This window comes from Mariniflexile aquimaris (genome assembly GCF_042676825.1).
Classification (GTDB): Bacteria; Bacteroidota; Bacteroidia; order Flavobacteriales; family Flavobacteriaceae; genus Mariniflexile; species Mariniflexile aquimaris.
In genome coordinates, this window is the sequence record NZ_JBHTIB010000002.1 from 606,826 (window position 1) to 624,974 (window position 18,149).

The 18,149-nt window shown below is 32.7% G+C and carries 20 protein-coding genes; 2 read left to right on the forward strand and 18 right to left on the reverse strand.

Annotated features, from left to right (window positions below; translation table 11 throughout):
- The first annotated feature begins 23 nt into the window (after positions 1–23).
- Together ACFQ0I_RS02705 and ACFQ0I_RS02710 are read left to right on the forward strand one after the other, a co-directional pair.
- Complete coding sequence (locus ACFQ0I_RS02705; RefSeq protein ID WP_379939109.1) at positions 24–1,013, forward strand: OmpA family protein; 990 nt, start codon at positions 24–26, stop codon at positions 1,011–1,013.
- Between the two features lie 93 nt (positions 1,014–1,106).
- Positions 1,107–2,798, forward strand: a complete 1,692-nt coding sequence (locus ACFQ0I_RS02710) for an ABC transporter ATP-binding protein (protein WP_379939111.1) — start codon at positions 1,107–1,109, stop codon at positions 2,796–2,798.
- A gap of 303 nt (positions 2,799–3,101) precedes the next feature.
- On the opposite strand, the gene ACFQ0I_RS02715 is transcribed toward ACFQ0I_RS02710, so the two are convergent.
- From ACFQ0I_RS02715 to ACFQ0I_RS02800, 18 genes are all read right to left on the reverse strand, one after another.
- Positions 3,102–3,755: a 3-oxoacid CoA-transferase subunit B gene (locus ACFQ0I_RS02715; RefSeq protein WP_379939113.1), complete on the reverse strand. Its 654-nt coding sequence runs from the start codon at positions 3,753–3,755 to the stop codon at positions 3,102–3,104.
- 39 nt (positions 3,756–3,794) lie between these two features.
- Positions 3,795–4,148: a four helix bundle protein gene (locus tag ACFQ0I_RS02720; protein ID WP_379939115.1), complete on the reverse strand. Its 354-nt coding sequence runs from the start codon at positions 4,146–4,148 to the stop codon at positions 3,795–3,797.
- 27 nt (positions 4,149–4,175) lie between these two features.
- Complete coding sequence (locus ACFQ0I_RS02725) at positions 4,176–4,877, reverse strand: CoA transferase subunit A (RefSeq protein ID WP_379939117.1); 702 nt, start codon at positions 4,875–4,877, stop codon at positions 4,176–4,178.
- 230 nt (positions 4,878–5,107) lie between these two features.
- The gene (locus ACFQ0I_RS02730; protein ID WP_379939119.1) at positions 5,108–5,299 is read right to left on the reverse strand and encodes a hypothetical protein; all 192 of its coding nucleotides are present in this window, start codon (positions 5,297–5,299) and stop codon (positions 5,108–5,110) included.
- A 104-nt stretch (positions 5,300–5,403) separates the two neighbouring features.
- Positions 5,404–5,964 carry a hypothetical protein gene (locus ACFQ0I_RS02735; RefSeq protein WP_379939120.1) on the reverse strand — a complete coding sequence of 187 codons (561 nt, stop codon included), beginning with the start codon at positions 5,962–5,964 and terminating at the stop codon, positions 5,404–5,406.
- A 521-nt stretch (positions 5,965–6,485) separates the two neighbouring features.
- Entirely contained in the window at positions 6,486–6,695 is a 210-nt protein-coding gene (locus tag ACFQ0I_RS02740; RefSeq protein ID WP_379939122.1) for a hypothetical protein, read from the reverse strand.
- A 75-nt stretch (positions 6,696–6,770) separates the two neighbouring features.
- A complete protein-coding gene (locus tag ACFQ0I_RS02745; RefSeq protein WP_379939124.1) occupies positions 6,771–7,274 on the reverse strand; it encodes a hypothetical protein in 504 nt (167 codons plus the stop codon).
- Complete coding sequence (locus tag ACFQ0I_RS02750; protein WP_379939126.1) at positions 7,243–7,473, reverse strand: hypothetical protein; 231 nt, start codon at positions 7,471–7,473, stop codon at positions 7,243–7,245. Before ACFQ0I_RS02750 ends, ACFQ0I_RS02745 begins: the two co-directional genes overlap by 32 nt.
- An 87-nt stretch (positions 7,474–7,560) precedes the next feature.
- Positions 7,561–8,037, reverse strand: coding sequence for a hypothetical protein (locus tag ACFQ0I_RS02755; protein WP_379939127.1), 477 nt, complete (start codon positions 8,035–8,037; stop codon positions 7,561–7,563).
- A gap of 71 nt (positions 8,038–8,108) precedes the next feature.
- Positions 8,109–8,798, reverse strand: a complete 690-nt coding sequence (locus ACFQ0I_RS02760) for a hypothetical protein (RefSeq protein ID WP_379939129.1) — start codon at positions 8,796–8,798, stop codon at positions 8,109–8,111.
- Positions 8,773–9,657 carry a hypothetical protein gene (locus tag ACFQ0I_RS02765; RefSeq protein WP_379939131.1) on the reverse strand — a complete coding sequence of 295 codons (885 nt, stop codon included), beginning with the start codon at positions 9,655–9,657 and terminating at the stop codon, positions 8,773–8,775. Before ACFQ0I_RS02765 ends, ACFQ0I_RS02760 begins: the two co-directional genes overlap by 26 nt.
- 109 nt (positions 9,658–9,766) lie before the next feature.
- Positions 9,767–10,180 carry a hypothetical protein gene (locus ACFQ0I_RS02770; protein ID WP_379939133.1) on the reverse strand — a complete coding sequence of 138 codons (414 nt, stop codon included), beginning with the start codon at positions 10,178–10,180 and terminating at the stop codon, positions 9,767–9,769.
- Entirely contained in the window at positions 10,158–11,261 is a 1,104-nt protein-coding gene (locus ACFQ0I_RS02775; RefSeq protein ID WP_379939134.1) for a hypothetical protein, read from the reverse strand. The genes ACFQ0I_RS02770 and ACFQ0I_RS02775 overlap by 23 nt, the downstream gene beginning before the upstream one ends.
- 124 nt (positions 11,262–11,385) lie before the next feature.
- Entirely contained in the window at positions 11,386–11,946 is a 561-nt protein-coding gene (locus ACFQ0I_RS02780) for a hypothetical protein (protein WP_379939135.1), read from the reverse strand.
- Positions 11,947–13,479: a hypothetical protein gene (locus ACFQ0I_RS02785; RefSeq protein ID WP_379939137.1), complete on the reverse strand. Its 1,533-nt coding sequence runs from the start codon at positions 13,477–13,479 to the stop codon at positions 11,947–11,949.
- 510 nt (positions 13,480–13,989) lie between these two features.
- Positions 13,990–16,326, reverse strand: coding sequence for a penicillin-binding protein 1A (locus ACFQ0I_RS02790; RefSeq protein WP_379939139.1), 2,337 nt, complete (start codon positions 16,324–16,326; stop codon positions 13,990–13,992).
- 32 nt (positions 16,327–16,358) lie between these two features.
- Positions 16,359–16,853, reverse strand: coding sequence for a gliding motility lipoprotein GldH (locus ACFQ0I_RS02795; RefSeq protein WP_379939140.1), 495 nt, complete (start codon positions 16,851–16,853; stop codon positions 16,359–16,361).
- On the reverse strand, positions 16,840–18,102 hold the full coding sequence (locus ACFQ0I_RS02800) for a PSP1 domain-containing protein (protein WP_379939141.1): 1,263 nt from the start codon (positions 18,100–18,102) through the stop codon (positions 16,840–16,842). Before ACFQ0I_RS02800 ends, ACFQ0I_RS02795 begins: the two co-directional genes overlap by 14 nt.
- Positions 18,103–18,149: the final 47 nt, after the last annotated feature.

Consider the following 18,149-nt stretch of genomic DNA (forward strand, 5'->3'; position numbering starts at 1 on the left):
TTAATTAATTAAACCATAAGACCGTGTATAAGCATTTATTATTTATAATTGGCCTGTCTTCGATGGCGATTAGTGCGCAAAACGATTCTATAACCAAAAGTGTTATACGACTCTCTGAAAACGACTTAAATTCTATTATTGTTAGAATTGTAGAAGCAAAACAAAAAAAATTGAGTTTACAAAATACTATTGCAAGCCAACAAGCAATAAAAGACTCGGTGACTTTAAATTTGGGTGTTACATCTTTAAACAGAGAAATAGATAGTTTAGAAACGGTGCTTAAAACACTAAATTCTAAAAACAAAATAACGTCGGCTCCTGCCAATAATAATGTGTATTTAAAACAGAATTTGGATGTTTTACAATATAAAATTGACGACATGAAAAAACTTTTAGACAAGCAGGAAAAACAAAAGGCTTCTAAAATTACTTCTAGCGTAAAACCCACGGTTAAAACTGTACCCATAGCTATTTCAAACGACAAAGATCATGAGGCCTATAAACAAATGCTTCAGGCGCAATTAGATTCTTTATATAAACAATTAAGCAAAACTCAAACCGCAGCACCACAAACCGATGTGTATTTAGAAAATTTAAACCGTATTAAAGAAAAACTTAATGCCTTACAAAAGGAACTCGACTTAAGCAAAACAGCAACATCAAATTACTTGTTACTTTTAAAAAAATATGGTTCCTTTAAAACACAACTTTATTTTGAAAACAACGCGACCACCATTGCAGAGAATCAAAGTGATAGCCTAAATGATTTAGTGTCCATTTTAAAAGAACACGATAATATTGATGTGCTATTAAAAGGATTTGCAAGTAAAAAAGGCAGCGCTATTTACAATCAAAATTTATCGATGCGACGTGCAGAATCTGTTAAACAGGTTTTAATATCGAAAGGCGTTCATCCAACAAGAATTTTATCGATGTATTATGGCATAGACTATAAAGCAAACACAGAGCAAGAAGCCAGAAGAGTAGATATCACCTTAGTGGTAAGGAAATAAATTTAGGCTCACTGACAGGTTTCCTACGGTTTTTTTTCAAATTAAAATAAAATTAGAGTATTTTTTAAATTGAGAAAGTCGTTATATTTACTCATGCCAAATAACAAAATACTTCAAATAGAAAATTTATCTATCAGTTTCTTTTCTCAGAAAGTAGAAACTGCCGTTATACGTAACATTACCTATCATTTAAATCAAAATGAAATATTAGGTATTGTAGGCGAATCGGGTTCTGGTAAATCTGTGTCTTCGCTCGCTATTTTAGGCTTACTTCCAAAGAAAATTTCTAAAATTACCTCGGGCAACATCGTTTATAACCAAACCGATTTAACAAGGCTTTCATCAAAAGCATTTCAACAAATACGCGGCAAAAAAATAGCGATGATTTTTCAAGAACCTATGAGTTCTTTAAATCCGTCTATGACCTGCGGAAAACAAGTTCAAGAAATTCTATTACAACATACACAGTTATCTAAACAAGCAGCCAAGGCAGAAACCATTTTGCTTTTTGAAAAAGTAAAACTTCCCGATCCAGAGCGTGTTTATAATGCCTATCCTCACGAAATTTCTGGTGGCCAAAAGCAACGGGTTATGATTGCTATGGCTATTAGCTGTAAACCCGATATTTTAATTGCCGACGAACCTACAACTGCGCTGGACGTGACAGTTCAAAAAAACATCATTCAACTGTTAAAAGATTTACAAGTTGAAACCCAGATGAGTGTTATTTTTATTACCCACGATTTGTCGTTAATATCAGAAATAGCCGACCGTGTTTTAGTTATGTACAAAGGGGAAATTGTTGAACAAGGCAAGGTTTCAACCATTTTTAAAACGCCCGAGCATGTTTATACCAAGGCGCTTATTAATTCGAGACCCTCTTTAAACACGCGACTAAAAACACTTCCAACCATTAATGATTATTTAAATAATATCACGAAAAGCGATATTATAACCCCAGAAGCGCGCCAAGAAAAACACAAAATACTTTACAGCAAACCACCTTTATTAGAAGTTATAAATGTTGAAAAGGAGTATATTTCAAAATCTAGCTGGTTTACAAAACCGCAATCTTTTAAAGCGGTAAACAATGTAAGTTTTAAATTATATGAAGGAGAAACTTTAGGGTTGGTAGGCGAATCGGGGTGCGGAAAATCCACTTTAGGAAACGCCATCCTTCAACTAGACAAAGCCACAGCAGGACAAATATTGTATAATGGTGTTGATATTACCAAGCTTTCTAATACAGAGATTAAAAAACTTCGGAAGGAGATTCAAATTATTTTTCAAGACCCATACTCTTCATTAAACCCTAGAATTCCTGTGGGCGAAGCTATTATGGAACCGATGATAGTTCATAAACTATATAAAAATGATGAAGAGCGCAAAGAAAAAACCATCGAAATTTTAAACAAAGTAGGACTCTCTGAAGATTACTTTAACCGTTATCCGCATGAGTTTTCTGGAGGACAGCGGCAACGTATAGGAATTGCCAGAACTATTGCTTTACAACCTAAACTTATAGTTTGCGACGAATCGGTTTCGGCATTAGATATTTCGGTTCAGGCGCAGGTTTTAAACCTTTTGAATACACTTAAAGAAACTTTTGGATTTACTTATATTTTTATATCGCACGATTTAGCCGTGGTAAAATATATGAGTGATCAATTGCTGGTAATGAATAAAGGAAAAATAGAAGAATTGGACGATGCGGATATAATATACGCATCGCCCAAAACAGTCTATACTAAAAAACTTATTGATGCTATCCCCAAAGGATTATAGCATAAATAACTTCTTCGTTAAATAAAGTAAACTTTTAATAAATCTTAAATTCGCTTTAAGCGTTTCTTTAAATTTACTCTCGGTAAATGTAGGTTGTTCAGGTAGATTTGTTGCAAAATTCATAAGCGTAAAGTTTATGGTAGATTTGGGGAAATCTATTTATTTTGTTTGGTTTCTTTGGGTAGTACTAAGATGCTAATTATTTTCAATATACCGACCAAAAAACATAAAAAATCGTTAAAATACATCTAATTTTAACATTTAAATTATTATGTAATATTTTTCGACAATGTTTAATTGTTCTTAGATACTCATTTCTGGAATATCGCCTTCAATAATTAAAGTGCCTTCCGTTGCGTTTTTAACATCTTCTACCGAAACGCCTGGAGCCCGTTCTAATAATTTAAATCCTTTATCGGTTACTTCTAGAACTGCCAGATTGGTTACTATCTTTTTTACGCATCCAACACCCGTTAAAGGCAGTGTACAGCGTTTAAGTAATTTAGATTCTCCAGCCTTATTGGTATGCATCATGGCTACAATAATGTTTTCGGCACTGGCTACTAAATCCATCGCGCCACCCATACCTTTAACCATGCGTCCTGGTATTTTCCAATTGGCAATGTCGCCGTTTTCTGCCACTTCCATGGCTCCTAAGATTGTTAAATCTATATGCTTTCCTCTAATCATAGAAAAACTCATGGCCGAATCAAAAAAACTCGCACCTGGTAGGGTTGTAATCGTTTGTTTGCCAGCATTAATAACATCGGCATCTTCTTCGCCTTCAAATGGAAAAGGTCCCATGCCCAAAACACCATTCTCACTTTGAAATTCTACTTCAATATCATTCCGCACATAATTGGCCACTAATGTGGGTATGCCTATGCCTAAATTCACATAATAGCCATCTTTTACTTCCTTTGCTATGCGCTTAGCGATTCCTACTTTGTCTAACATATTGTAATTTTTTAATGAGATGATTTGAAAATTAGCTAATTATGGCTTTTTACTAGTTGAGATTATTTTAGATACTATGAGAATGACAGATTTTAAATCATTTAATAATTTTTCATCAGGGTTTGGATAGTGTTCGGATGCTTTACAAAGTTTTAACCAATACTCCAATTCATCTGCTTCTTTGGCAGCAATTTTAAATTTATGAATAAAATCTCTTTTACTTTCAGCATTTTGAGCTTCTCGAATATTAGCGCCAATCGATGTTCCGCTTCTAAATATTTGAGAGGCCATTTCAAACCGATTTCCAGCTCTAATTTTTTCAGAAAATGAAACGACGTCCAGTGCCAGTTCAAATGTCAACCTAACTATTAAATTATCCGAATCATTTCGCATTTTCAAATCGCATAATTATAAAATTGACTAATTTCTAGCTCTTACCGTTCGTTGCTCAATACGTTTTTCATAATGCGCACCTTGAAAAATGCGCTGTACAAATATTCCTGGAATATGAATTTGATTTGGGTCTAAATCACCTAACGGCACTAATTCTTCAACCTCAGCTACCGTAATCTTAGCGGCACCACACATGTTAGGGTTAAAGTTTCGCGCGGTTCCTTTAAAAATTAAATTACCTGCGGCATCACCTTTCCAAGCCTTAACAAATGCGAAATCTGCTTTAAAGGCATGTTCTAGAACATACATTTTACCATCAAACTCACGGGTTTCTTTTCCTTCGGCCACCTCGGTACCAAATCCTGCTGGTGTATAGAACGCTGGAAAACCCGCTTGTGCAGCTCTACAACGTTCGGCTAAGGTGCCTTGAGGAATTAACTCCACATCTAACTCGCCTGTTAGCATCTGGCGCTCAAATTCGTCGTTTTCGCCCACATAAGACGAAATCATTTTTTTTATTTGATGCTTTTGTAACAGTAATCCCAACCCAAAATCATCTACGCCCGCATTGTTTGAGATACAGGTTAACCCTCTTACCCCAGATTTTACTAATTGTGCTATCGCATTTTCGGGAATACCACTTAAACCAAAACCACCGAGCATGAGTGTCATATTATCTTTTACGCCCATTAAAGCTTCTTCAACATTCGCTAATTTTTTATTAATCATTACGCTAATTTTTAGTTTCCTAAAAATACAAAATAAAAAAGCCATTCTAAAATGAATGGCTTTACTATTTTCTATACTTATGACTTTTAAAAATTTAAATCATCGGGGGTTTTTCCTGAATTCTCACCATTTACATAATTGCCATCGCCTTTAGAACAGTCTACGTTAATAGAAACGTTTTATAACTATGGCGTTTCCTTATTTCTTAATAATCTTATGAGACAATCTTCTTATACAATTTCATTCTTTTTTTCAATAAGAGAACCCGATGAGCCAACAGTGTAAACGTACAGGTTACTTCTTCCTACAACCTGAGTTGATTGCTTACTCAAATTAATTGTAAATTGTACCCTCACTGTTGGATTTGTTCCAAAATCTATTGTACCGCAATTGCTTATGGGAGTGCCGTTAATATATTGCATGTTTGTAATTGAAACATTCACTTGCCCGTAGGTTATTTTACACAATAACATAAGGCCGATTAATATTATTTTTTTCATGATTTTCTGAATATTTAAAAATTATTTTATTTTTCTAAATGTATCTGAAAACCTAAACCTATTTGAAGATTATTGTAAGTTGAACTATCAGAATTATTTGGTATCAACTTTGAAGAATTATAATCAAGCGATATTTCTAGGCCAACACTGCTATTGAAAAATATTACAGAGCCAGCTTTTAAACCATAACCTTGATATCGTGATTTGTTATTACCTGATTTCGTTTCTTCAAAGTTGTAATTTACTTCTGAAAAAAGATTTATTTGCTTATCTTCTCTTAAAAAATAATATCTAGCGTAAGGCCCTATACCGTAGCCAAAACTATTATCAAAACCTTTAGGTTTGGTGTAACCAATAGTCAAACTTGCACCAGCAACAAATTTATTGGCTAAAAAGTAACCAATATTTGGGGATAGACTAATACCTAACCCTTTGTTTGAAATTTCATTGTCATTGCTTTTGTATTTACTTTCATAAGAAGAAAAATTTCCAGTCCCCCCCACCATCCAATTGCCTTCAGTTATTTGGGCATTAGTGGTTAAGGTTGTTACAAATACAATTAAGAAAAATAAGGTTAATGTTTTCATGCTGTTAATAATAATTTTGTTAATAAATGATACAGTACATTGGGTTTGGTTTTTAAGCACAAGGGTACAAGGTGACTTTTAGGGTTTTTTAAAACCAATGCAGTTACTTTGGGTTTACTGTATATTCAATAACACCTGTGTTTTTTGGTCTATACAGTCTAAATTGAAAAGGTCTATACTAATTTTGGTCTATTATAAATACAGGTAGTCTAAATCTGTATCTTTTCACTATTATTTATTACTTAGGGAGCCAATAAAAAACGAGCGCTCGTTAAAAATGTACACTTTAATTTACTTTAAACATCATTTTGTATAGACCGTAACAAAACTTTGTTTAAAGTAATACAAACTTAAAAAAAAATAAAATAGGAAAAAGCAACTTTTTTTATAAAAATTTTCGCAAGTTATCGAAAAATTAAACAAACGCTGTGGGTTACCCGTAAAAATTAATTTTCAGGTAAGGATTTAGTAATTTACAAGAATAGAATTCTTTAAAAATTTAAATCATCGGGAATAAAAATTTAAATCATCGGGAATACTTCCAGAATTTTCGCCTGTAACGTAATTGCCATCGCCTTACCAGTAAGCTCATTAATTATTTTATCATCTACCACACACGTATTCAATTCATAATCAAACACATATCCATCACCGCACGCCTCGTTTGGGTTTACACCAATAACACCTGTTACATCTGCACAGGTAGTAGTGTTTGTGCTTTTTGATGCCATTGAACCATCTTAATTAATCCTTTGATTAAGCTCTTACCTGCTATTTTTTATATACCATGTTGTAGTTTGAATTAGTTAATATGCACTAATTGTTACTCCTACTTTGTATAATTCATAATTTTCATTTTCAATTTCATTTAAAAAATAAATATCTTTAAAATCGCAGGGTTGCTTAGCTATTTTTTTCCAACTATTTTTTAAAATCCAGTTGTAATCCACCAAATTTAATTTTTTGATTTCATATTTTGATAATAATTTTTTTTCTTTTGAAATTATTTCAAAAGTTAATTTTGAAACTTTTAAATTAAGATTATCTCTTCCGCTTGCTGGGTCAAAATAATACTCTCCTTTATCTTTAGCTTCTTTTACCTTTTTTTGATGGTATTCATATTCTTCTCTATTATAAATAGTAATATACTCTCTATTATTTTCAAAATTACCAGCGATATAATAGTCTTTATCATCATATTTACATATAAAAAAGGCATTATTTTTTTTTTGTGAAAAAGATAAAATAGATTGAAAAATAAAAAATATTATTAAAAATTTATTCGCATTCATTGTTTTTTGATTTTTCATAATTTACAATTACGTTTATAATTCTGTTCTTTTCCTTGTTTGCATATACTGGGTCGGCATATTGAGTTTCCCAAGCTTTTGTTTCAAGTAAACCATTCCAAGCCATATCTGTATAAAATTGGTCTGAATGGGTTTCACCTATAGACTTAGCATATTCTTTCATACCATATTCTAATGCTTCTCTATAATATTTTGCCATATAATTATGGTCTGGGTTATTTGGGTCTTCATTATAGGCATCAAAGAGTGAAGGGAAATTAGCCCGAGAACCATCAGGAAGTTTCCATTAGTTATTAATATATGTCAAACCACTAGTTGTTTTTATTTTTCTGTAAATGTCAGCATGTATAGCTTCATGTAAAATGGTGCGAGCTACAGCTAATGAAGGTCTGTTATTTACCTGTTCTGTGTTTAAAGTAATAGTAATATTATATGAATCGCCATAATATGTTTTCGCATGCACTAAATTACTATTTGTGTCATAATCATCTTGTCTTAAATTTGATTTTTGATTTATAATTAAATTTACAGGGGTTTTACCTTTAAATTTCTCTACAGTTTTTACTAATAATGAATTGCTTTCTAATTTGCCGTAAACACAATCTGCCTTACCAGTAAGATTGTTAATAATTTGGCAATCCACCACACACGTATTCAATTCATAATCAAATACATATCCATCACCGCACGCCTCGTTTGGGTTTACACCAATAACACCTGTTACATCTGCACAGGTAGTAGTGTTTGTGGGTTTTGATGCCATAGAACCATCTTAATTAAACCTTTAATTCAGCTCTTAATTGCTATTTTTTTATACCGTGTTGTGGTTGGTATTTATTCATCTAACTTCTTCCAAGTTGTCTGCGAACCATTTTTATTTTTAACCACAAAATATTTAGGTCTTTTTTTATTTATAACCAAAGTGTCTATCTGGTTTAGTATTGGCAGTCCGCTACCATCTTTTTGCAGAAAAACAGAAATAGAATAGTTGTAATTTTTGTCTATACTAAACTCATATTGTCTAAAGCCAAGATTAGAGATTTTAAACTGTAAATTAGTCCTATCTCTTTTTAATTTAAACACAGCTATCCCTTTTTCGTTTGCAGCAACACCACTATAACCATATTTGGACAAGCTGTCTTTATATATTATATTTACAGCAGGTAGTGGTGTGCTATCAAAATCGAAGAATTTAAAATTTACGTTAATAGAATCTTTACTATTTGTCCATATTTTTGAGGTATGATATCCTAAATTTAAAGGTTCTGATTTATTGTAATTTAAAATTAATTTATTACCTATAATACTGTATTCTCCCTTACCATATCCTTCTGTGCCCATATCTCCACCATACCTATGAATGAATATGCTATCATTTTTAAAGTTTAAACATTCTCCATAATCCTTAATTGCATAATCTATACAGAAAGTGCCATTAAGATTAGTCTGAGCATATAAATTGTTACAAAGTGTCAAAACCAAAATATATATAAATACATTAATTACATTTTGTGCCTTTTGCATTAGATTTTCCATCTTGTTCATTTATTACTATGTTTTTTATTTTATCTCTATCTGATTGATTTGGAACTAAAGTCTTAAAAGATTCTGTTTCTACTAAATTTCCATTAGAATCTTTATAATTAAGACCAGCAAATGCCATACTTCTATAATATTCCCAATCAAACATAGGTTCTTTATTAGAATCTAATAAGTTATTACCATTTGAGTCTTTAACATAAATACCTCCTGTACCATATTGTCCATCCCAATTTGCAAGTGAAATTGCCATAGCATCAACATACTGTCCCATATAATCATGATGAAACTCATTGGAGTTAATATCTGTAATTCCATTATCTTTAGCATATTTATCCATCGCGTCTTTAAAACTCCAATCGTTTAATGCAATAAAGTTGGAATATTTTACATTTAAATAGGCATGAACCATTTCATGAATAATGGTTCTTGCAATTGAAAGTTGAGTCGCGCCTCTTAAATATGAGTCACTTAAAGTAGTGTACCCTCCAGTTGTACTTGCGTTTTTCCCTTCATCAAGAGTATTGTTATTTTGAATAGTAAAATTAAAAGTATCGGAATCATTGAACAACTTTAATATAGATTCTGCAAAGGTTAGTTGCACACCATTTGGTGTGTTCATGACCTTGTTCAAGATGTCCTTTTTGAGCATTTCAGTATCAAGCTGTGTAAAAATGGAATTAGCACAAGGGTTGGTAAGATTGTTAATTATTTTATCATCTACCACACACGTATTCAATTCATAATCAAATACATATCCATCGCCGCACGCCTCGTTTGGGTTTACACCAATAACACCTGTTACATCTGCACAGGTAGTAGTGTTTGTGGTTTTTGATGCCATTACTTCGGTTTACATAAAGACTGTTAATTTATTCTAAGATTGAATCTTTATTTTTTTTTTAGAAAACTTCTGTGAGTCCTTATCTGTATATTTTGTTGTGTATCTCATTTTAATAATCTATCCACCAGACTCGTGTTCTTATAAATTTACAATTACTTTTCTTTTCTAATACATATATGAAATCAAAAATTTGATTGTATGATTCAATTACTTTTATTTTTTTTACTTTATTTCCTGCTTTAATAATTGAATCATGAATTTGTTTTCCTTTAATCCAAAGTTCCTCTACCGTAGTAAATTTAGCTGTATCAATTTCCTTAAAATTTACTGTATCAATTGTATTATATTTATTTATATTAAAAAGGTTGTTATCTATTTTAAAATATTTAATGTTTCCGATTGTTATTATACTGTCTTTATCTTTGTCGAATAAAAGATATTCTTTTCTTTGACCAAAAACCACAGTTGTAATAATAAATAACACTAAAGGTAAAATTATCTTACTCACATTCTTTGCTCCCATTTGCCTTTTCATCTGTTATAATTTGTAAAACTTTTTGTTGTTCAGCTATCATTAATTTTTGCCATGCTTGTGTATATATTAGCGCATGACTATTATTTGCATCCTCTATTTCAGAAAGACCCTCCCACGCTAGAGCATTATAATATTCGTCTGTATGTTGTCCATTATCAAATTGTTTTAATCCAGCGGCTATAGTTTCTCTATAGTAGGCAGCCATTTGTTCATGATCCCAATTTTTGCCATATGTTCTCATGAATTCATATACACCTGGAAAATCACTTTGACTGACGGTTCCTCCATTGCGATAAGCAAACTCCCATAGTCTTGCATGAATGCCTTCGTGTATTATAGTTCTAGCTACAGTTAAAGAGGTGTTTATATTTTCCGCCCGATTTTGATTTATATTAATGACAAAAGTATTTGGTATACCACTTTGTAAAGGGGTGGCAGTTGATGCATTTGTTTTATCTCCCAACGTGGTAGACATTTGAAAAATTAAATTGAATTGAGAAGGTTTGTCCCTGTCTTGGAAATTCTCTAAAATCCAATTGATGTTATTGTTGTTGTCAACCATTTTAGTATAAACACATTCTGCTTTTCCTGTAAGACCTGAAGCATCAATTTTATCATCTACCACACACGTATTCAATTCATAATCAAATACATATCCATCACCGCACGCCTCGTTTGGGTTTACACCAATAACACCTGTTACCTCTGCACAGGTAGAAGTGTTTGTGGTTTTTGAATCCATTTCTTCCATATTTCCTTCATAAGACCCTCCATTAGTACCACAGTTAATATAAATATACCAAGTTGGCGTTTGGCTTCCACCAGGTATATGCCCCGCAGACATAGTATATGTGCAACTACTTATATCATTTAACCCTACAACAGGTGGATACACGCTACCATAAGGGTTTCCTGTTAAGGTGTCATCAAATGGGTTTGCAACGCCCGTAGAACCACCACCTCCAGATGGGCCGCCACTAAATACTGTTGTACTACATGGCTCTCCTAAGGCATTATAAGAACCCTCTTGTGTTTTGCTAAATACTTGAGTACTGTTTATGGCATTCATAAAACTTTGGAAACTATAATTTTCGATGGTGCAACTAAATTTAAAATAATTTATTGATTACTTTCTTTGATTTTTGAATCTGTATTTTAAAATTAAAGGTTCTTTAAACATAATCTTAGTATGACTAGTTATATTCTATAATATAAGGATTTACATGGTGTATTATTATATTATCTTTTTCCTTATCAACGATATAGAATTCTATCTTTTTTATTTGACCATTATGAACGTCTGGAATTAATTGAATAACGGAATCTATTGAAATAAAATTTAAATCTTTAACTTTCGATTTTTTAATTTTCTTTTTATTTAGAACCTTAAATCCAACCAAAAAATTAGTATCAATAGAAATGCTATAATCTTTAATTCCATTATTAACTTTTATGGTTTTTTGAGGATATTTATAATAAAGATTAATTATGCTATCAAACTGAAATTTTTGTTTTTGGTTAAGTTTTAATAATTCAGTAATGTCAACATTGACTTTTTTTGGATTAAAATTTTTAGGAAACATGTCAGAATATACTTCCCAATTTATAATCCTTTCCATATCAATTTTGTTATCGAATAAAACATATACTTTATCGCTAAAAAACATATTTTTAAACGTTGTTAAATTCAAAATTGTCAATATAATTCCACTAAATATGACCAAAAAGAATATTTTTTTAAAAACTAATTTCATTTAATTACAATTTAATCCTCTATTCCTAACTTGTTGTATTGTTTCTAATATTTGATTTTTCTCTGATATCGATAGAAATTGATGTAAACCTTCCCATGCTAAATTTTCATAAAACAAATTATTCTCTTTATTGTTGTCAAAATGTTTAAGAGCATTTGCAATAGCAGGAATATAATATTCCCTCATAATTGCATGAGTAACATTATTAGAACCTGTTCTTTTTTTCATATATTCTCCAAACAAAGTCACAAAAGAATCATGAGCATTTATATACTGATTTCGAAGAAGCGCATGTATAGATTCATGTAAAATGGTAGTAGCAATTTCAAGTGGTGACCTATTATTTATTTGATTATTATTTAAGGTAATAATGTAATTACTACCAATTTTTTCGAATTTACCCAACAACATCTCTCCTTTTTCATTAACAAGATTATCTTCAGATTTATATATTAAATTATTATTAAAAGGATTACCAGTTCCAAAAAAAAGAAAAGTATCTGTAATAAGATTGTGATTAGTAATAGCAGATCTGATAAGTTTATCATAGACACAATCCGCCTTACCAGTAAGCTCATTAATTATTTTATCATCTACCACACACGTATTCAATTCATAATCAAACACATATCCATCGCCGCACGCCTCGTTTGGGTTTACACCAATAACACCTGTTACATCTGCACAGGTAGTAGTGTTTGTGGTTTTTGAATCCATTTCTTCCATATTTCCTTCATAAGACCCTCCATTAGTACCACAGTTAATATAAATATACCAAGTTGGCGTTTGGCTTCCACCAGGTATATGCCCCGCAGACATAGTATAAGTGCAACTACTTATATCATTTAAACCTACAACAGGTGGATACACGCTACCATAAGGGTTTCCTGTTAAGGTATCATCAAATGGGTTTGCAACGCCCGTAGAACCACCACCACCTGATGGGCTACCACTAAATACTGTTGTACTACATGGCTCTCCTAATGCATTATAAGAACCTTCTTGTGTTTTGCTAAATACTTGAGTACTGTTTATGGCATTCATAAAACTTTGATAACTATAATTTTCTATGGTGCCATTAAATTTAGAAAAATTTATTTGATTTCCATTTGTTATGGCTTCTAGGTTTTTTACACTGTATTTTAATATAAATGGTTCTTTTGCTTTCTTGCCACTTTGTACTAAAATTAAATTGTAAAACACACTTGAGGGATCGTTTATAAATTTAAACCTAACAGAATAGGTGGTGTTATTAAGTGTATCTACTATTTTTAGAATTTTATTCCAATCGATACTTATGGTGTTTGCAGATTTGGATAGTTTTGAGTTTTCAAAACCATTGAAGGTACTTACCGTACTTAAAACGTTTGCTGGTATACTTTGCAAACTTATGTATTCTTGACTTTTTATTAATGTTGGTTGCTTTTCCGTTATAGCAGGAGTAAACTGCTCGTTACTACAGTTATAAATGAAAGCCATGGCTGTAAAGATGTATATCCAATTCTTTAGTGCTTGTATAATTTTATGTTTCATAAATTGTCTTGTAATTAAAATTGATAGTTTTTTTTATAATCCTTTTAATTCCTTTTGTGCTTTGCCTTTTAAAAAATAATAACAATACACAGCCAACCTAATACGTTTAAAAAAACATATTACGTTGCCAAGGTTGTACGGCATATTAATTACATACCCGTTTTTTTGGTCTACGCAGTCTATGTAAAAAAAAATGTTGGTCTATGGAGTTGGTCTATAAAAATACAGAGAGTCTATGTCTGTATATTACTCTATTATATTACTACTTAGGAGGTAAATAAAAACGAGCGCTCGTTAAAAATGTACACTTTAATTTAGTTTAAACATCATTTTGTATAGACCGTAACAAAACTTTGTTTAAAGTAATACAAACTTTAAAAAAAAATAGGAAAAAGCAACTTTTTTTATAAAAATTTTCGCAAGTTATCGAAAAATTAAACAAACGCTGTGGGTTACCCGGAAAAATAAATTTTCAGGTAAGGATTTAGTAATTTACAAGAATAGAATTCTTTAAAAATTTAAATCATCGGGGGTTTTTCCTGAATTCTCACCATTTACATAATTGCCATCGCCTTTAGAACAGTCTACGTTAATAGAAAGGTTCTTTGGTGGTTCGAAATTGGCTGTTGAGACATCTAAGGTTTTGTCCTCATAACAACTTTTCATAAAAACACCCCAAATAGGTAATGCCATAGATGCACCTTGGCCATATAAAATCGATCTAAAATGCACAGACCTGTCTTCGGCTCCAACCCAAACACCAGTTACTAAATTAGGCACCATGCCCATAAACCAACCATCACTTTGATTCTGTGTGGTTCCTGTTTTTCCTGCAATTGGGTTTGTAAATCCGTAAGGATATCCTGTTATGATATCTTTATAAAACTGATCTGGTGGTCCGGTTCTTCGCAAACGGGCTCCAGATCCATATTGAGTAACCCCTTCTAACAGTTTTACCGTAACATAGGCCGTTTCTTCACCTAAAACATCGCGTGTTTCTGGTTTGAACTGATATAAAACTGTACCGTTTTTATCTTCGATAGTAGTAACCATAACGGGTTTGGTATAAACCCCTTTATTGGCGAATGCCGCATAGGCGCCTACCATTTCGTAAACGCTTAAATCTGGCGTTCCTAAAGCGATTGATGGTACTGCAGGGATATTAGACTCTACGCCTAATTTTTTAACTAAATCTATTACTGGTTGCGGACCTACTTTATCCATTAATCTTGCTGTAATGGTGTTAACTGAATTTGCCAACGCATCTTTTAATGTTCTTGTGCCACCGTAATCGCCTCCAGAGTTTTTAGGACACCAATCTTCGGGATTTCCATATTTATTTGCCTCGATACAAAAAGGTGTGTCGGGAAATACATCGCATGGCGAATAATGCAATTGATCTATAGCTGCCGAATATACAAACGGTTTAAATGTGGAACCTACCTGACGTTTCCCTTGCTTGACCATATCGTATTGAAAGTGGCGGTAATTAATACCACCAACCCATGCTTTTACATGGCCTGTTTGAGGCTCCATTGCCATCATTCCGGTACGCAAAAATGTTTTATAGTAGCGTATAGAATCAATTGGTTTCATTATGGTATCTATCTCGGTAGCTTTTCCATTTCTCCAAGCAAATATGGACATTGGGATAGCTTTATAAAACGAGGCCTCAATTTCTTTGTTCGATTTCCCTAAATCGTATTTAAGTTTTCTCCAACGCTCCGATTGCTTCATGGCGTTTTTTAACAAGGTATTAATCTCTTCTGTAGATAAATCTAAAAAAGGAGCTGTACTATTTCTTTTAGGCGTATTCTGTTTAAAAAATTCGGCCTGTAAGCGTGCCATGTGTTCTTGTACCGCATTTTCTGCATACAACTGCATTCTAGAATCTATGGTGGTGTAGACTTTAAGTCCGTCGTTATACAAATTCCATTTCGTACCATCTGGTTTCGGATTGTTTTTTATCCAATCTTTCATAAAACCATCTAAGTAAGTTCTAAAATACGTTGCAATACCTTCGCGATGCGATTCGGGACTATAATTTAAATCTAATTCTGTTTTTTGAAGTGAATCTTTTACCTCTTCGGTTATATAGTCGTACTTTTCCATTTGCGCCAATACCACATTGCGTCTGTTTTTAGAACCAACGGGGTTTTTATTAGGTCGCGGATTGTATAAAGATGAATTTTTAAACATCCCGACTAACAAAGCAGATTCTTTTAAAGCTAAATCTTTAGGTTCTTTACCAAAATAAATTCTGGAAGCACTACGAATACCATCGGCATTATTTCCAAAATCGTAAATATTACAGTACTGCGCTATAATTTCTTCTTTGGTGTACTGACGCTCTAAACGGATAGCGATTATCCATTCTTTTATTTTCTGCGTCATTCTACCTATTTTGTTTTTAGACCCTTCGCCATGAAACAATTGTTTAGCCAATTGTTGCGAAATGGTACTTGCGCCACCGCCGCCGCCTAACTTTACAATAGCTCTTAAGGTTCCGAAAGCATCAATACCAGAATGTTCGTGAAAACGGGCATCTTCTGTTGCCAATAAAGCATCAATTAAATTTTGAGGTAGTTCCTCGTAACTTACCGGGGTTCTATTATCATTTAAATAAAATTTACCTAAAGTTTTTCCGTCTGAAGAAATGATCTCGGTAGCCAAATTGGTTTTAGGATTTTCTAATACGGTGTGATCTGGCATTTCACCAAAAACCCCCCAAGAGGCTAATAAAAATAACAATATTACAAATAGAATACCTCCTACGAATGTTATCCAAAACCAACGAACATATTTCGAAAAGTCTTGCGTTACCTTTGCTTGTTTTTTTGCGGCCATAGCTTAACTGGCTTATTTTTAAAATTAATGTTTTATTGTTTTACAGGTTTTTCAATTCTAAAACCTACATCTGTAATGCCTTCTAAATTCTCTACTCCTTTTACTTTGCCATTTTCGCGCATGGCGTGTTGTATTTTAACCACATACTCCCCTTTTTCTTTAAAAACAACATTTTCTTTATACCACAATTTATTCTCTTTGGTATCGGTAACTCCGGTACCTAGAAGCTTGCCTGTTGGGTCTGCCATTTTATACTCTAAAGTATCTTTAATTCTTTTTCCGTGCGGAAAATCCATTTCTACTATTAAAAACAAGTTGTTATATTTATAAGCATTGGTGTTTCTTAAATTAACGAACAAATTATACGCATTTGTAGAGTCTGGAGGTTTAATTTTAAAGCTCACAATAGAATCTTTATTCCAACTATTTGGAACCGGCTTGTAAACATCGTACACGCGATTTGGGTCGCAGGATGTAAACACAAAAAATAGCATTATTAAAAATAATGGCGCACTATTTCTGAGCATTCTTAGTATTTTGAGGTTTGTTTCTGTTCTTCTTTTTTCTATTGCCACTTTTTTTAGGGGCTTGGTTTTGGTTGGTATTGGTATTGTCTGGCGCGGTGTTTTTAGCTCCTTGATTATTCTTATTACGCCTATTGTTTTTACGTTTTTTATTTGGTTTTGGACTATCGAAACGTGTTAAACTATCTTGACCTACTACGTTTTCAAACTCCTTTTTCGGGTCTTCAATAACTTCTAACGCGTATTCTTCTAAGCTAACAACTTTCTGATTTTTTTTGTTTAGCCCTATTATCTCGTTGGCTTGATCGGTTGTAATTCTGTGCCAATTAGCCCATTCGCCTTCGTAAGCATACCATAGATGTCCTTTAAAAATATCCGTTTTTTGACAAACGGCTGTACCTTTTTCGGTTACTAATTTAACATCTGTTTTTGGGAAACTTTTTAAAGCATCTAAATAACTATCTAATTCGTAGTTTAAACAGCATTTTAACTTACCACATTGTCCCGCCAATTTTTGAGGATTGAGCGATAACTGCTGGTAGCGCGCTGCCGAGGTACTTACCGAACGAAAATCTGTTAACCAGGTAGAACAACACAATTCGCGTCCGCAAGATCCAATACCGCCAAGTCTGGAGGCTTCTTGACGAAATCCTACTTGTTTCATTTCGATACGGGTTCTAAACTCGCGTGCAAATACTTTTATAAGTTCTCTAAAATCAACTCGTTCTTCGGCAGTGTAATAAAAAGTTGCTTTACTGGCATCGCCCTGAAATTCAATATCAGAAATTTTCATTTGCAACTTTAAATCGATGGCAAATTGACGCGCGCGCACTTTCATAGGCTCCTCTTTGTCGCGGGCATCACTCCAAATATCAATATCTTTCTGACTTGCTTTTCGGTAAATTTTTAGAATTTCATCGGGAGTTTCAGAAATATTTTTGCGTTTCATTTGAACACGCACCAATTCCCCCGTAAGGGTAACCATACCAATATCATGACCAGATTGTGCCTGTGTTGCCACTACATCGCCAATACTTAATGTTAAATTTTCGGTATTGTGATAGTATTCTTTTCTACCATTTTTAAAACGGACTTCAACCCAATTAAACGGTTTTTCGCCATTAGGAAGTGACATGTTGGCTAACCAATCGAATACCGTTAGTTTATTACAACTATCGGTACCACAAGTGCCGTTATTTTTACATCCTTTAGGTTGACCGTCTTTACCAGTTGAACAACTGTTACAAGCCATAAGTTTTTATATATTGAATTCGTTAATAATTAAATTATTACGAATGG

Excerpts from the sequence above, each read along its gene's own strand:
- ACFQ0I_RS02710 (WP_379939111.1), top strand. The coding sequence starts at position 1,107 with ATGCCAAATAACAAAATACTTCAAATAGAAAATTTATCTATCAGTTTC.
- ACFQ0I_RS02715 (WP_379939113.1), bottom strand. The coding sequence starts at position 3,755 with ATGTTAGACAAAGTAGGAATCGCTAAGCGCATAGCAAAGGAAGTAAAA.
- ACFQ0I_RS02720 (WP_379939115.1), bottom strand. The coding sequence starts at position 4,148 with ATGCGAAATGATTCGGATAATTTAATAGTTAGGTTGACATTTGAACTG.
- ACFQ0I_RS02725 (WP_379939117.1), bottom strand. The coding sequence starts at position 4,877 with ATGATTAATAAAAAATTAGCGAATGTTGAAGAAGCTTTAATGGGCGTA.
- ACFQ0I_RS02730 (WP_379939119.1), bottom strand. The coding sequence starts at position 5,299 with ATGCAATATATTAACGGCACTCCCATAAGCAATTGCGGTACAATAGAT.
- ACFQ0I_RS02735 (WP_379939120.1), bottom strand. The coding sequence starts at position 5,964 with ATGAAAACATTAACCTTATTTTTCTTAATTGTATTTGTAACAACCTTA.
- ACFQ0I_RS02740 (WP_379939122.1), bottom strand. The coding sequence starts at position 6,695 with ATGGCATCAAAAAGCACAAACACTACTACCTGTGCAGATGTAACAGGT.
- ACFQ0I_RS02745 (WP_379939124.1), bottom strand. The coding sequence starts at position 7,274 with ATGAAAAATCAAAAAACAATGAATGCGAATAAATTTTTAATAATATTT.
- ACFQ0I_RS02750 (WP_379939126.1), bottom strand. The coding sequence starts at position 7,473 with ATGGCAAAATATTATAGAGAAGCATTAGAATATGGTATGAAAGAATAT.
- ACFQ0I_RS02755 (WP_379939127.1), bottom strand. The coding sequence starts at position 8,037 with ATGGCATCAAAACCCACAAACACTACTACCTGTGCAGATGTAACAGGT.
- ACFQ0I_RS02760 (WP_379939129.1), bottom strand. The coding sequence starts at position 8,798 with ATGCAAAAGGCACAAAATGTAATTAATGTATTTATATATATTTTGGTT.
- ACFQ0I_RS02765 (WP_379939131.1), bottom strand. The coding sequence starts at position 9,657 with ATGGCATCAAAAACCACAAACACTACTACCTGTGCAGATGTAACAGGT.
- ACFQ0I_RS02770 (WP_379939133.1), bottom strand. The coding sequence starts at position 10,180 with ATGGGAGCAAAGAATGTGAGTAAGATAATTTTACCTTTAGTGTTATTT.
- ACFQ0I_RS02775 (WP_379939134.1), bottom strand. The coding sequence starts at position 11,261 with ATGAATGCCATAAACAGTACTCAAGTATTTAGCAAAACACAAGAGGGT.
- ACFQ0I_RS02780 (WP_379939135.1), bottom strand. The coding sequence starts at position 11,946 with ATGAAATTAGTTTTTAAAAAAATATTCTTTTTGGTCATATTTAGTGGA.
- ACFQ0I_RS02785 (WP_379939137.1), bottom strand. The coding sequence starts at position 13,479 with ATGAAACATAAAATTATACAAGCACTAAAGAATTGGATATACATCTTT.
- ACFQ0I_RS02790 (WP_379939139.1), bottom strand. The coding sequence starts at position 16,326 with ATGGCCGCAAAAAAACAAGCAAAGGTAACGCAAGACTTTTCGAAATAT.
- ACFQ0I_RS02795 (WP_379939140.1), bottom strand. The coding sequence starts at position 16,853 with ATGCTCAGAAATAGTGCGCCATTATTTTTAATAATGCTATTTTTTGTG.
- ACFQ0I_RS02800 (WP_379939141.1), bottom strand. The coding sequence starts at position 18,102 with ATGGCTTGTAACAGTTGTTCAACTGGTAAAGACGGTCAACCTAAAGGA.